General features: G+C 68.3%; 10 protein-coding genes. 4 read left to right on the forward strand and 6 right to left on the reverse strand.

The window, feature by feature from the left end; genetic code table 11:
* Positions 1-151 precede the first annotated feature (151 nt).
* From ABT115_RS30140 to ABT115_RS30160, 5 genes are all read right to left on the reverse strand, one after another.
* Positions 152-988 (reverse strand): hypothetical protein, encoded by an 837-nt coding sequence (locus tag ABT115_RS30140; protein WP_351796476.1) that lies wholly within the window; start codon positions 986-988, stop codon positions 152-154.
* Positions 989-1105: 117 nt separating this feature from the next.
* Positions 1106-3685 (reverse strand): SdrD B-like domain-containing protein, encoded by a 2580-nt coding sequence (locus ABT115_RS30145; RefSeq protein ID WP_351796479.1) that lies wholly within the window; start codon positions 3683-3685, stop codon positions 1106-1108.
* Positions 3686-4118: 433 nt separating this feature from the next.
* A complete protein-coding gene (locus ABT115_RS30150; RefSeq protein WP_351796482.1) occupies positions 4119-5303 on the reverse strand; it encodes a cytochrome P450 in 1185 nt (394 codons plus the stop codon).
* 31 nt (positions 5304-5334) lie between these two features.
* Positions 5335-6705, reverse strand: coding sequence for an NAD(P)/FAD-dependent oxidoreductase (locus ABT115_RS30155; protein ID WP_351796484.1), 1371 nt, complete (start codon positions 6703-6705; stop codon positions 5335-5337).
* Positions 6692-6904, reverse strand: coding sequence for a ferredoxin (locus tag ABT115_RS30160; RefSeq protein ID WP_351524231.1), 213 nt, complete (start codon positions 6902-6904; stop codon positions 6692-6694). The genes ABT115_RS30155 and ABT115_RS30160 overlap by 14 nt, the downstream gene beginning before the upstream one ends.
* Before the next feature lie 174 nt (positions 6905-7078).
* Between ABT115_RS30160 and ABT115_RS30165 the strand changes: the two genes are divergently transcribed.
* The gene (locus ABT115_RS30165) at positions 7079-8980 is read left to right on the forward strand and encodes a glycoside hydrolase family 15 protein (protein WP_351796487.1); all 1902 of its coding nucleotides are present in this window, start codon (positions 7079-7081) and stop codon (positions 8978-8980) included.
* Positions 8981-9128: 148 nt separating this feature from the next.
* Positions 9129-9923 carry an SDR family oxidoreductase gene (locus ABT115_RS30170; RefSeq protein WP_351796499.1) on the forward strand — a complete coding sequence of 265 codons (795 nt, stop codon included), beginning with the start codon at positions 9129-9131 and terminating at the stop codon, positions 9921-9923.
* Between the two features lie 145 nt (positions 9924-10068).
* Here ABT115_RS30170 and ABT115_RS30175 read toward each other — a convergent pair whose 3' ends face one another.
* A complete protein-coding gene (locus tag ABT115_RS30175) occupies positions 10069-11349 on the reverse strand; it encodes a hypothetical protein (protein ID WP_351796490.1) in 1281 nt (426 codons plus the stop codon).
* A gap of 626 nt (positions 11350-11975) precedes the next feature.
* Between ABT115_RS30175 and ABT115_RS30180 the strand changes: the two genes are divergently transcribed.
* Positions 11976-12455, forward strand: coding sequence for a hypothetical protein (locus ABT115_RS30180; RefSeq protein WP_351796493.1), 480 nt, complete (start codon positions 11976-11978; stop codon positions 12453-12455).
* Positions 12452-14596: a M48 family metalloprotease gene (locus tag ABT115_RS30185; protein WP_351796496.1), complete on the forward strand. Its 2145-nt coding sequence runs from the start codon at positions 12452-12454 to the stop codon at positions 14594-14596. Before ABT115_RS30180 ends, ABT115_RS30185 begins: the two co-directional genes overlap by 4 nt.
* Positions 14597-14800: the final 204 nt, after the last annotated feature.

Consider the following 14800-nt stretch of genomic DNA (forward strand, 5'->3'; position numbering starts at 1 on the left):
CCACCAGGGCACAACTCGCGCTCTGGTGACCCGTTACGGACCATTCCGGTGGAAACATCGGGATTACTGAGATCACTTGATGATCAAAGCAACGGTGAGTTGAGGAGGGCATCGACAACCGCGGAGGCAGGGACGCATCAGAACGGACATGTCAGCCGGTGGCCCACGGCGCCTCGGGGAGCTTCGCGCGGCCGTCGCGCCCGGAGAACTGCACGGTGGTCGGCGTCCCCAGGCCCGACATCCGCATCGTCACCCGTCGCAGGCCGCCGTCCCCGTCGACCCAGTACGTCAGCGGCGACCGTCCGCCGTCGGACCCCGCACCGGGCGTGGCGCCCTGGGCGCGCGGCCCGGCGAACCGGTCGTAGCTGCGGCCGTCGATGCGATCACGCTCCAGCCAGCGAGCTCCGGACTGTGCGAGCAACAGCGGGTTGTCGGGGCGGTCCGCGCCGAGCTGGATCAGCAACTGGAGCCCGGCGTCCAGGGGATCGGCCGTGTAGGAGCGCGCCGACCAGCCCGAGCGCGGGATGTGCTCGGCCTGCTGCCAGGGCGGGCTGTTGTCGCCCTTTGGTGCGGGGGCCAGGCCGAGGCCGCCGGTGTCCCAGACGATCAGGCCGTGGTCGAGCTGCCCGGCGGCGGGCCCGCCGACTTCGGAGGAACTGGAGGCGCTGGTGGAACTGGTGACCTGGTAACTCCCAACGCCCCGATGGGTTCGGTAGTCCACGACTCCACTGACCCGCACCACCACTCCGCCGCCCTCGGTGGCGGTCAGGGTCACCGCCACGGGACTGGCCTGGTACAGATTCAGCCGCGACAGCGCCAGCCTGGACGCTTCCTCCATCGTCACCGGCCGCTCGGTGGTGTCGTCGGAGAGGGTCCGGTAGGCGGCCAGGCCGCCTGCTGCGGCGCCGCATGCCGCGAGCGCGATCAGTGTTCTGAACCAGCGGGTCCGACGCGGCGTACGGCCGCTGCTCTTCCACTTCCAAGCCATGCAGTTGCCTTCTCTCGTCGGTCGGTCACGCGGGAGGGCGGGTTCGCGAACCGCTGGTCCGCGAACCCGCCCGATCCGGCCCGGAGGGTTACCGGTGCCGGCCGCCCCGCTCGGGGGCTAGCAGTGCTGCGCCCTTCGTCTGCGCACCAGCACGACCAGCGCCGCGCCGAGGACGGTGAGCGCGGCGCAGCCGGCCAGGGCCAGCGGCACCATCTGGCTCATGCCGGTGGATGCCAGACCCGAGTTGGGTGCGTGGCCCGGTGCACCCGGTTTGTTCGGTGCGTCCGGTACCGGCGTCGTCGGCGTCGGCCTCGGCGTCGGGGTGGTGGCGGGCAACCGCCGGTTGACCGCTGTCACCGAGACCCCGGTGTCGAGGTTGTCGGAGGTCAGCACCAGCGGCCCGAACACCGACACTTCCGGTGCGGCGTACCCTGCGGGCGGGCTGACTTCCTGCCAGTAGTACGTGCCCGGTGCGCCGGTGCCCTGGCAGATGCCGTCGGTTCCGGTCACGCAGGGCTTGTCGACCCGCGTGTCCGGCTCCGTCCCGGTGGTCTGCAAGTCATCGGAGCCATTCGTCTCCTTCCACAGCTGGAACTTCGCCTGGGCCAGCGGCTTGCCGTCCTGGTCGTGCTTGACCAGGCGCAGCACGCCCTCCTGTTGTCGGAAGCCGAAGTCGTAGGTGTGGTCGTTCTCTCCCGGCCCGCCGGTGGTCAGTGCCCGCTCCGGGAATTTCGCGCCGCGCGGGACGATGCCCTTGGAGTCGATGAAGTGGTTGTCGCCGACATCTGCGTCCGTGGGCACCCACTGGTAGAGCGGGCCGCCCTTGGCGTAGTCGGCCGGTTTGTCGAGGCGGATGGTGTACTTGGTCCTCGGCTGGAGGCCGCCGGTGACATTGGAGTCGTCGAAGTAGTACTCGCCACGCTCCGTCGTCTCGGTCGTGCCTACGAGCTTGCCCGACTCGTCGTACAGGTTGACGGTCGCGCCCACGACCGGGCGCTGGCCCGGGCTCTGGACGCCGGTGCGCTCGGGGTCGTACCAGACCCGGTTGCCGATCTGGAGCGGTGCCTGGTCGCAGAGCACCTCCAGGTCGCCCATCGAGGCGCCCTTGCCGAACGGGGCGGCGGTCCCGGCCGGGTTGAGACGCAGACCGGACTTCGGGTCCTGCTTGCCGTCGCGCTTGTTGAAGGTGGTGCCGTACCCGAAGGCAGTGCTGTTGGGGTCGAAGCCAGAGGTCGCGATGGTGTCCTCGACCTTGGAGAACGCCATGCCCGCGAAGGACGCGTTGTGGTGGGAGCCCATCCGGCTGGTGTCGAAGAAGCGGGTGCCCCGGGGGGAGAGCCCGCAGCCGTTGTTGGTGTCCATCACGTACGCGCCGTCCGCCAGGCACGCCTTGTTCAGGTCGCCGCCGGACATGACGTTGGCGACCGAGCCGGGCGTGGGGCCGGCCGGGGCGCGGTCGCCGAAGCGGTCGCGGAACGCTAGCAGCATGGAACCGTCGGACTCAAAGTCGATCTCGCCCAACTCCGGCTCGGGTTGGGCCAGATAGCTCTGGCAAGCCTGGCCGTTCTGGGAGGTCGGGAAGGTGTTGGTCCAGGGGTACCAGCCCGCGCCGTCGCATGGGCCACCGCCGACCGTGGATTGGCGCGGGTAGTCCAGCGGCTGGTTCAGTACGGCCTTCTGGAAGACGCCGGTGGCGAGGTCGAAGGGCAGAACCACCGCGCGCAGGTCCGAGACCTTCCCGGTGGACTCGCCCGAGCAGACCCCGCCGAGGTAGCCGGTGCCGTCCTGCATGCCCAGGCCGAAGGGGCGCCAGTCCCCGGCCGCCGGGCAGCCCGGGTCCGGGATCGCGTAGACGGCCTTAGGCGCCGCCGCGGTCGCCACCGTGGCGTCATATCGGTAGAGCTTGCGGTTGTTGAGGTTGACGACGAACAGGTCCTTGCCGTCATCGGTGATCTTGATGCCGCCCAGGCTCTCCTTGCCAGGCACGGCGAGGAAGGCGTCGTCGGTGCCCGAGCCGTGCACCGTCGTCCCCGCGTCCGGGACGGTGGTGAACAGGGTGGTCTTCTTCCGCGCGAGGTCGGTCACGTAGATCCCGCCGGCGCCGCCCGGACCGTAGTCCGTGGTGCGCTTGGCCACCGCCGAGGAGAACACCCGCTTGTCGGCCTTGTTCCACGCGATGCCGTACAGCGTTCCGGTCTCGGCGTTGGTGGCGACGTTCGTGACGTTGACGTCGACGCCGTCCTGGCCGCGCGCGCTGTACGGGAAGGAGACCAGCGTCCGCTGGGTCCCGCCCTCGCGCGTGGCAGGCTGACAGGTCGTCACCAGGGGTGCGTTCTTCTGGCAGTAGTCGCCAGGGCTCCACAGTCCGGTGGTGTACGACACGCTCTTCCCGTCGGAGAGGTCGACGAACTCCTCATTGCTGCTCAACTGGTTGGGCGCACCGTCCAGTCCCTGGCGCGAGGCGAAGGCCGGGAACAGCACACCCGGCTTCGGATTCACCACCTGCACCCGGTACTTGCCGCTGGTGGTCTCACTCGCTGGCGGAGCCAGTGTCACGGTGCCGTCGGCTGCTGTAACCCCCTCGATGCCCGCCCCGGCATCATTGGTGAGGGTCACCTTGACGCCCGCGATGCCCGGTTCCAGCGCGGGTGTCCATACGCCGCTGGTGTCTACGGCCCGGATCACTCGGACCGTCACCGATCCGTCCCCCGCCTGCGAGTACGCCGAAGGTGCCGCGGCTAACGCGCCACTACCGATTCCCAAGGCGAGCGCGACCACGCAGCCAACGGTGCGGCGACCGAGCACGCCCGGCCGCCGCCGACGCGGCTCGGGCGCGGCTCCCTTCGCTCTTTCACTTGTAGATGTCATCCCCTGCTCTCAGCGTTCAGAAGGGCCTGCAGCCCTGCTCATGAGGGAGTACATAGAGATGCGGAGAAGAACCGCATTGGCAGCGATCTTAAAGGGGGTTTAGGCAAGATCGTGGCGGAATGGCGAACTCGTCCTTCACCAAACCCCCGTGCGGGGCGGGAACTCGGGCCCCGTGTGCCGCCGCTGGGAAGTCGGCCGCAGGAAACAACTACCCGGTCACCGTCACGGACCGAGGTGCTGTGGTAGCTGAATGGGCCGGAACTCAGAGCTGAATGGGCAGGTGGCGGGGGCCGCGAAGCATGGCGTTCTGCCGGTAGGGAGGCGGGTCCTGGACCAGACGCGCCGCGCCCAGGTAGGGAATCAGCGCGCCGAGTGCGGCCTGGGCCTCTATACGGGCCAAAGGCCCGCCATAGCACAGGTGGATACCGCTGCCGAAGCCGAGGTGTTGGTTGTCCGGGCGAGTGGGGTCGAACCGGTCGGGCTCGTGGAACTTCATGGGGTCGCGGCTGCCCGAGGCCAGCACAAGGACGACGGATGTGCCTTTGGGGATCGTGGTGCCGGCGACTTCGATGTCGGCGTGGGGGATGCGTTCGCGCATGTGGACGGGGGGTTCGTAGCGCAGCAGCTCCTCCACGGCTCGCGGCAGCAGTTCGGGGTCGCGGCGCAGGTGGTCCAGGTGCTCCGGCTGGCGCAGCAGGGTAAGCACCCCGTTGCTGATCAAGTTGACGGTGGTCTCGTGTCCGGCTATGAGGAGCAGTACGGCCGTTTCTGCGAGTTCTTCCTGGGTGAGCCGCAGGGTCGGATCCGGCTCGTTGACGAAGGCGGAGAGCATGTCATTGTCCGGACTGCCGCGGCGCTGTTCGGCGAGGTTGACCAGGTATCCGCCCATCTCGATACGTGCCTGGTCGCCGGCCTTGCGCCCCTCGGTGCTGTCCTGACCGGGCCGGAGGTCGGCGGCTGCGACCAGAGTGTCGGACCAGGCCCGGAACAGCGGCTCGTCCTCGCGGGGGACGCCGAGCAGGCGGCAGATCACTGTTACGGGCAGCGGGTAGGCGAAGTCGTCGACTATGTCGATCTGCCGCCCTGCCTCGAAGGATGCCAGCAGCTCCTTGGTGATCCGGTCGATCTCGCCGCGCATGGCGTCGACCCGGCCCGGGTTGTGTGGTGGCCCGAAGGGCCGCATGGCCAGCGTGCGCAGCCTGTGGTGCTCCGGGTCGTCGAGCCGCAGGAACGGCGGCTTGTGTGTCACTTCGCCACGGGTACGGGGGTCGACACTCATGCGTGGGTCGTGAAGCAGTGCGGCGATCTCGTGGTATGTGCCTATCAGGAAGCTGCCGTCCGCCTGCCGTACCACGGGACCGGCCGTGCGGAGTTCCGCATACAGCGGGTACGGGTTGGGGCGGCTGGCGTAGTCGGTTATCCGTGCCAGCAGAGTCTCGGAGTCCATGGTGGCTCCTCGTCGTGGGACGGGACGTGCGTCAGTGCGGGGGCTGCAGCACGATCAGTCGGCGGTCGGGCAGGTATCCGGTGAGCGCCACGGTGGGGCCGTGGGTCAGCCCCTTCGGATCCGGTACGTCGGACGGAATCGGGACGTCGGCCGCGAGCGCACGGTCCAGCGCACCGGGTGGGGGTGGGAACGGGGCCGCGGTCTCGATCAGGTGCCGGTAGTAGTCGAGCGACTTGGCCATGTCGACGGTGACCGCGGCGGTCACCCGCCCCTGGTAGCCGTAGACCATCGCCAGTCGGCGCGCCTCCAGAGAGCCTTGGGCGATGAGCACGTGGTCGGAGAAGGTCGGTACGCCCACGGACTTGATGTTGAGCCCGAACTGGACCGACCAGAATGTCGGGATGGCCAGGTGCGGGCGCTGCCTGGGCCCCGGGTTGATCATGTTGTGGGCTGCCACTTCGGCCTGTTCGACCGCGTTGCCCCAGTGTTCCAGGGAGAGCATCTGGTAGCCGAAAAGCGGGTGGGGGAAGCGGGAGACGTCGCCGGCCACGAAGACGTCGTCGGTGACGATGCCGTACATGTTGAAGGCGCGGCACCCGGCGTCGCAGGCGATCCCGCGCGGGCCCGCCGCCAGTCCGGAGTCGGCCAGCCATTCGACGTTGCGGACCGCCCCCAGCGCCACGACGCACACGTCCGCGTCGACACGCGTGCCGTCGGACAGGTCCGCGCCGGTGAAGCTGCCGTTCCCACGCAGGGCGGTGACGGTGACCCCGCAGCGCAGGTCTACGCCGTGGTTGCGCTGCATGGCGGCCGCGAGTTTCGACAGGGTGCCGCCGAGTGCGCCCACCAGGGGCGCGGGGCCGCGTTCGGCAACCGTGACGTCCAGTCCGCGCTCCCGGCAGGCCGAAGCGATCTCCGAGCCGGTGAAACCGGCACCGATCACCAGCACCCGCCTCGGCCCGGCGTCCAGTCGCTCGGCCAGTCCTGCGGCATCCTCACGCGTGCGCAGGGTGAACACCCCGTCCAGGGCGCCCTCCGCCGGATTGGGCCAGGGCCGCGCCCGGGTCCCTGTGGCGATCAGCAGCCGGTCGTACGGCAGCGACTCTCCGTCCGCCAGCAGCACCCGCTTCTCCAGGGGGTCCAGCCCGGTGGCGGCCGTTCCCAGCCGCCAATCGGCGTCCGGGTCCCGGCGCATAGGCAGTTCGGTGGTGTCCGCCGTCGCCCGGCCGAGCAGTACCTGCTTGGACAGTGGCGGCCGGTCGTAGGGCGGATGGGGCTCGTCCCCGACCACCGTGAGGTAGCCGGTGAAGCCCTCCTTGCGCAGGGTCTCCGCGGCCCTCAGCCCAGCCAGGGACGCACCGACGACCACGATCCGGCCCTCACGAAGATCACCGGCGGCCATCGGGGTTCACCTCTTCACCGACGAGGATGGCCTGGACCGGACAGGCCGCCGCAGCCTGGCGCACATGTTCGACCTGGTCGTCGGGGACGGCCGTGGCGTACAGCAATCCTTCCTCGCCGTGCAGTTCGAACATCTTTGGTGCGAGGAAAACGCACTGTGCATAGCCCTGGCAGCGCGTGAGGTCCACAACGGTTCGCATCCCCACCACTTCCTCTGTCGCCATACCCGCCTTTTCTTCCAGCATGAGCCGAGCACCGCAGGCTCGCACGGCGACTGCTTGCGGGGCGCTGCCCGGCCCGTGTGGTGCTCCCCTGGCGTCCCTGGCAGACCAAGACGACAGTGGAAGAGGGGCCTGAGAAAGGCGAGCAGGACGATGGACCGTTACCCGCCCATCGCCGATCACGGCATTGTCGGCGACCTGGAGACTGCTGCCCTGGTTTCTTCGCACGGGGTCATCGACTGGTTCGCGGCCCCCCGGTTCGACTCGCCCAGCATATTCGCCGCCCTGCTCGATCACGATCGCGGCGGCCATTTCCTGTTCGCTCCGGAGACCAGGGGCGCCACGTGCAAGCAGCTCTACTATCCCGACACCGCGGTCCTGGTGACGCGTTTCCTGTCGCCCGACGGGGTCGGGGAGATATTCGACTGCATGCCCCCGGGCATAACCGGCAGGGCCACCGACCGGCACACACTGATCCGCGGAGTGCGGGCAGTACGTGGCAATATGCGCTTCGTGTTGGAGTGCCGGCCGCGGTTCGACTACGGCCGGGCCGACCATGAGCTCGACCTCTGCGATGGCACCGCCACCTTCCGGGCTCCGGGTGTCACCGCGTATGCACAGAGCACATTCCCCCTGCAGCGGGACGGCAGGGACGTGCGGGGTGCGGTCACTTTGAACGCTGGGGAGGTGGCCGCCGCGGTGTTCACCGTCGACACCGTGGACAGTCAGCCCCCGGTTCCCCCGACACCGGACGGCGTGATCAGGAAGTTCTGGGACGTGGTGGAATTCTGGCAGCGCTGGATTCGCGCCTCCCGGTACCGTGGGCGCTGGCCGGGAGTGGTGCACCGATCGGCCATCACTCTCAAACTGCTCACCTACGCTCCGACGGGCGCTCCGATCGCCGCAGCCACCATGGGTCTGCCTGAGCAGATCGGCGGGGAACGCAACTGGGACTACCGGTACACCTGGATCCGCGACGGCTCTCTGTCGGTGCGGGCCCTGCTCGACCTCGGGTATGTCGAAGAGGCAGCGCACTTCACCCATTGGCTGGGAGACCGCTTCCGAGCTCGTGAGGGCATCGGAGGTGAACCGCTGCAGATCATGTACCGCGTCGACGGAGATCCTCAGCTGCCGGAGGAGGAGCTCACGCACTTCGAGGGCTATCGCGGCTCGTATCCGGTGAGAGCCGGGAACGGCGCCGCCGATCAGCTGCAGTTGGATATTTACGGTGAGGCGCTTTACGCCTTGGCCGAGGGCGGCGAGATCACCATGCGGTCCGGCTATCACGGCTGGAAGAACGTCGCCCGGACGTTGGACTGGCTTGCTGACTCCTGGGACCGGCCCGACGAGGGCGTATGGGAAACCCGCGGCGGGCGGAAGGACTTCACCTTCAGCCGAGTGATGTCCTGGGTGGCCTTCGACCGCGGGCTGCGCCTGGCGGCCGAGTACAGCCGTCCCGCCGACACCGTGCGGTGGACCGCCTCTCGTGACGCCATCCTCGAACAGGTGATGCAACGTGGCTGGAACGAGAAGGATCAGGCTCTCGTGCAGCACTATGGAGGCGAAGTCCTTGATGCCGCGCTGCTGCTCATCCCTCGGGTCGGCTTCCTGGCTCCGAAAACGGAGAGCTGGCTGTCCACGCTCGATGCCATGGAACGCACCCTCGTGTCGGACAGCCTTGTCTTCCGCTATGACCCCGAGGCATCCCCTGACGGACTGCGCGGCTCCGAAGGCACCTTCAGCCTGTGCACCTTCTTCTATGTGGACGCCCTCGCCCGCGCTGGGCGCTTGCGCCCGGCGCGTTACGCCTTCGAGAAGATGCAGACCTACGCCAACCATGTCGGTCTGTTTGCCGAGGAAATAGGCCCCAGTGGTGAGCAGTTGGGCAATTTCCCACAGGCTTTCACTCATCTGTCGTTGATCATGGCCGCCACTACTCTGGACGACGCCCTCGACCGGCAGCGCATGGAAACCTTACCCGGGTATCTGTCAAGCGACTCGGAAAGCGACTGCGCACACGGGCAGGCGGCGGGGAGGGCTGCGCCATCGGCCTGACGGTTGTGCTGCAGACGGGCCAGGTATGCGTGTCGTCTCCCAACCCGATGCTGATGCCGGTGCTTCCGTTCCAAAGAGATTCAGTACAGAGAGGGAGAAGCCGGTGGGCAGCAGTGTCAGCGAGGGGGGCCGGAGCAGCTCGCATCTGCTGCTCAAAGGGCAGAAGGCACTGGTCACCGGAGCGAACTCCGGCATTGGCAGGGCCACTGCCATCGGCCTGGGAAGAATGGGCGCCGATGTCGTGGTCAACTACGTCTCCGGTGGCGAAGCAGCCCAAGACGTAGTGCGGCAGATCGAGGATCTCGGCGTGCGGTCGTACGCGCACGAGGCGGACGTCTCCCAAGAGGACCAAGTGGTCGAGATGGTCTCCAAGATGGTCGATGAACTCGGCACGATCGACATCCTCGTGGCCAACGCCGGCTTGCAACGCGATGCCGCCGCGATCGACATGACCATGTCGCAGTGGCAGAAGGTTCTCGACGTCAACCTGACCGGCCAGTTCCTGTGCGCCCGCGAGGCGGCAAAGGAGTTCCTGCGCCGTGGCGTCGTACAAGAGGTGTCCAAGTCCGCAGGGAAGATCATCTGCATGAGCTCGGTCCATCAGATGATTCCCTGGGCCGGGCACGTCAACTACGCGGCATCCAAGGGCGGTGTCATGATGATGATGGAGACCCTGGCTCAGGAACTCGCACCCCACAAGATCAGGGTCAACGCCGTAGCACCCGGGGCGATCCGCACCCCGATCAATCGCAGCGCCTGGGATTCCCCTGAGTCCGAAGCCGGCCTGCTTCGTTTCATCCCCTACAACCGCGTCGGCGACCCGGAGGACATTGCCACAGCCGTGGCGGCGTTGGCATCCGACCTCTTCGACTACGTTGTGGGTGCGACGCTCTATGTCGATGGCGGCATGACGCTTTTTCCCGGCTTCGCCACGGGCGGGTGAGCACGGTTCCGGTGCAGGCGCGCTCTGCGACCGACACCGTCGCGAAGAGCACGTTGGCGGCGCGTGCCTTGGTGGCCCGGTCAGGGGCCTGCTCGATGACCCGGCGGCGCCCACGGGGCGTCGCCGGGCCATGCGGCGGTCGCCGCTACTCGGACAGGGACTTGGCGAAGAGGGCGTAGAGGTGCTTGTGCGCCTCGTCCTGCTTCGGGCAGAGCACGAGGACGCGGATATCCAGCTTGCCGCCCTTCGGGACGACGTGGATGCCCTCGGGGGGCGAGCCGAGGAGGACGTCCCCGCTGGAGCCGTCTTCGATGATCATTCCCCAGAAGGTGTTGCTGAACTCCTTGTAGAGCACCGACCCGACTGGAAGCTGGCTGAATCCGACGTTCCAGTGCCGCACGTCGGATTCACCGGCATACATGGTGATGTCATAGGAGTAGATGTACTTCTGGGTCTCCCAGTCCTGCCAGCTGGAGTTGAATTTGTAGCCCACGGTGAGATTCTTCTTCACCGCGGTGAAAATGACCGTGTCCGGTTCTGATTCCTGACTGCCGCGCACGGCCTTCGCCGTCACCGTGTGGCTGCCCGGGCCCCATCCGCCCTCGTGGAGGAAGGACCAGTTCTGACCGTTCACCTTGGTGCTGCCCAGCTTGGTGCCACCCTCGGTGAGGTTTACCGAATCGGCGTTGAAGGCGACACCGTCGATCGAGACTCCGGTGTCGACTTCCGCGCCGCTCCGGGGCGACGTGACGTCCACGACGGGGCTCGGGAGCGTAGCGTAGAAGCGTAGATACACCTTGCCGGAGGTCACGTCGTCGCGCACGGCCATGGCGGTGAGGTTGTGCTGCCCGAGCGGCCAGTCGTCATCCGGGGTGTACTCCCACTTGTTGTCCTTGACTGGGAGGGTGCCCAGCTGCTTGGCACCCTCGTAGAGCAGCACCTGCTGCACGTCGGGGGCAGCTGTGCCCTGGACGGGCTGGCGGTGGTTCTCGGTCTGCGCGCCGGCCGCAGGGGCGGTGAAGACCGGGAGAGGCACTGGCTGGGCGAACGCGAGGGCGGATTGTGCCTGGTCGTTCCACGTGCTGGTCGGGCTGCCCGCCAGGGGGATCTTCGTCAAGTCGTCGATCGACGTGCCTGCCTTGACGGGCAGCTGGCTGCCGCCCTGATTGGTGCGCGTGAAGAGGATGTTGTCGTTGTTGGTGTTGTTGACGACGGAGCTTACGCCGTCGTCGCTCTGATCGAATCCGTAATCGCTGAAGTTGTTCGCCGTGCCCTTGGCCGGAATGACGAGGATCTTGTCCCGTGGTCCGCCTACGTTGTAGTTGACGTCGGCGAAAAGCGCGAAGGCGCCTGAGGGGGCCTTGTCCTTGCCTCGCCCGCGGATTACGTAAGGCTCGTCGGCGGATTTTCCATTACTGTCTGCCACGCTCCACCTCTCCCATATCCTGCATTTTCCACTGCGAGATTGCCCGCCACTTGAGTTGCCGTCAATTCCAAAAGATTTGTTCGAGTGCGATCAGGTCAGCTTCCGCGCTGGCCGGATTGCGCCTGGAAAATGGCCAGAGCCGTTGCGAACCGCGCCTCTCAGGGACGCGGGCCGGCAGCGCCCGGTGCCAGGACAAGCTGCCGCCACCCGCACTCGGCTGGGCCTTGGCCAGGGCACGGCGCGGTGGTCGGTGGACGCAATTGAGCTGCGCGACGCTGTCTTGGCAGCCGACGCCAAAGAGGCAGAAATTCGCCCGCGACCGGTACTTGGCCCCCCCCGTAAGGACAGCGAGTCCTTGCGTGATCCGATCGGCCAACAGTTCCCTCTGGCGCCTGCCCGTCGAACGGCACGCCGATGGGCCGAGTTGGCCTGAGAAGCTGTTGTCCAACCCCCGCTGGGCTCGGAACGCCTGGCACGGCCGCTCGCTGCGTTGCCGAGATGCCCCATGGCCATACAGATGGCCGCAGTGAGGCCGGCGTTCCTGCGCCCTGAACTGGGCCTGCATACAAGGCTGTTGTACGTTACGGTGCAGTTCCTTCAATGTCCCGCCGAGGAGGTAGACGGACGTGGAACAGCCCGAGGCCGCGGACCGCGCACTGGGGAGAGCCATCGTGGCGCGGATCGCCCCCGAGGAGCTGCCCTACTTCGACGAGACCGTGGCGAGCCTGCCGAAGCACCCCGGCAGGCGGGCCCGGCGGCGACCCGCGGACGATCCGCTGGCCTTCGGAGGTGCCGCCGAACTCGTCGTCACCAGCATCGCCTGCGGGGTCGCCACCGAGGTGGTCAAAATGATGGGTGAGACGGTCGGTAGCGGCCTAGTGGCCCGGCTCCGCCGCCTGCTGACCCGTGGCCGCGGCGGGGATCCGGTGACGCCCGATGCAGGACAGCGGCCTCCCGCCCTCAACGAGGAGCGCATCGCCGAGCTGGGGGCCGCGGCCGGACGTAGCGCCGTCCTCCTCGGGCTGCCGCCGGACCGCTCCGAGCTGCTCGCCGAGGCGGTCCGCGACCAGCTGAGGGCGGCCGACAGGCCTGGTTCCGGCACATGACGGCCGCCCGGAGCGGCGAGCTGCCCCTGGAGACGGTGCCGCCATTACGCCGGTCGCTGCCCTCGGGGACGCTCCTCGCGTTCGTCCTGCTGATCTGTGCGGTGCTGGCGTCCATGTCCGTCCTGCACCCCGGCTACGCCGACTTCATCGCCGGCAACAGGGGCGCCACCGACCTCAACGACTGCCTGCGCCAGGCGGTGCGGGAGGCCGGTGGGATGGGCGACTTCATCAGGGCCCAACCTCGGCAGGAGAGGTGCGACTCCAGCGACGACCACACCTCGCAGGGCATCCTCGTCTCGTACGCGATCCTCGCCGTGGCCACCGCCGCGCACTACTGGTTCCGCTCCGCCCGCCGTGCCCGACGCCGCGGGGTGCGCCCGCTGGACGCAGAGCGCTTTCCCGTCCTTCACGCGGAGTTGGCACGCCTGGCCGCGGACGTCGAGCAGGCCCGCGGGGTCACATTCCTGGTGGACTTCCTCGATTCCGGGGTGAACGGCGTCACCTTCGGCCGTGCCGGCCGCCGCCACATCGTTCTCAGCCGCGGCCTGATCCGCCTTCACGACGCGGGCGCGGCAGACCGTGCCGCCTTTCAGGCCGTTGTCCTCCACGAGCTGGCCCATCTACGCAACCGCGATGTCGACATCACCCTGATCACCCTGGGGATGCTGCGCTGCTACTTCGCGCTGATTCTGTTCCCCAGGATGTTCGGGGACCTGGTCGGGATGGTCTTCGTGCCAGGAAGCGCCCCGTACTCGGGGGCCGCGCTGCTCGACTCGGCCGGTCTCGCCACGGTGGCGCTTGCCGCCCGTTCGGTGATCCTGCGGACCAGGGAGTTCCGGGCGGACGCCCGGGTCGTGGAGTGGCTGGGGACCTCCGAACCGCTGCTGCACGCCTTCGACCTCGCCTCGGCGGGGTCCGGCGGCCGGCCACGGAGGTCGGTGCGCGGCTGGTGGGCGCGGCTCACCCGCACCCATCCGTCGTTTGCGCAGCGCCGGGCCTGCCTGGCGGACCAGGCGCTGTTGATGCACCAGGGCTTCGGCTTCGCCTTCGTCATCGGTTTCTGCATGCCGACCTCCTGGGACCCGGTGGCTTCGGTCACCGCACGGATCCGGGAGGGCGGCGGCATCAGTGGCTGGTGGCCGACGTGGCTGATCACCCTGCTGGTGGTGCTGGTGCTGCTGCTGACGGTGGTACGCGCCTCGCTGCACCAGCTGGGCCACCGGGCAGGAGCGCCCTCGCCGGTGCCCTTCCGGCTGGGGGTGTGCCTCGGGGTGCTGGCGGGCTTCGCCCTCTCGCCCAGTGCCATCGTCGACCATCTGATGCTGCCGGGACTGCGTTTCTCCTCTCAGTTCTCCGGCTGGCTGACGGTGGCACTGCTGGCGCTGTTGTTCACCCTGTGGTGCCAGTTCTTCGGGGACTGCTGGGCTCGTTCGGTGGATCTGGCGCGGCGGCCGCCTCTGACGGTCGCGGTGCCTGGGCTGGTGGTGGCGGGGGCGGTGGTCGCCGCGGCGGACACCGTCTTCGGGCTTCAGTGGCAGATCGAGTTCGGCCAGTTCATGGATGAGCGGCTGGCCGCGCTGCCGGGACCGCTGCACGTTGTGGTGTGGACGCAGTACGTGTACATGACCCAGCTGCTGGATCCGTGGTGGCTGCTTGCTCTGCTGGCGCTGCTGCTGGGGGTGCCGCTGGCCGGGGCGGTGCGCGGATGGCGGCTGGCCCGGTTCATGGTGCAGGACCGGGTCCGGCCGGCCCGGCGTGCCCTCCTCGTGGTGCTGGTCATGACGGCGCTGACGGCCGCCCTCCTACCGCCCGCCTACACCTGGTGGGCGCAGGAGCGGGGGCTGGACACGTTGGCGTACCCGTACTTCCTCACCCCGATCACGATGGCCGCGGCCGCGGGAACGCTGGCGGGCGGGCTGGCCAGGACCCGCGGCATGGTGTGGGCGGTGGCCACCGCACTCGTGGTGGGCGCACTGCTGTCGCTGCCGATGCCGTCGGCACTGCGGGGCCCTCAGATAGGCGTGGGGATCGAGGGCGCCGCGTTCGGCGCCCTCCTGACGGCGGTACTACCGCGCGGCCGCCCCTTCTCCCGGTGGACGGGCGCAGCGCGCCCGGGCGTCACCCCGCCGGACAGAACCTGAGATTCATGTTCTGGTCGATTCGGCCCTCCGGCCCGTTCGACGCGCTTCCGCGGCACCCGCAGATGCCTTCACGGGCATGGAACACCGAGTCGGCACGGGAGCCGCTGTAGCACTAGGGCGTGTTTCGAAAGTCCCGTCGTCCGCCCGAAGGGCGGGCCCCGCGGCGTCTGGTGCGTGCGATCGCAAGGCGGAGGGTCGTCCTCG

This window comes from Streptomyces sp. NPDC001832 (assembly GCF_040297265.1).
GTDB lineage: Bacteria > Actinomycetota > Actinomycetes > Streptomycetales > Streptomycetaceae > Streptomyces.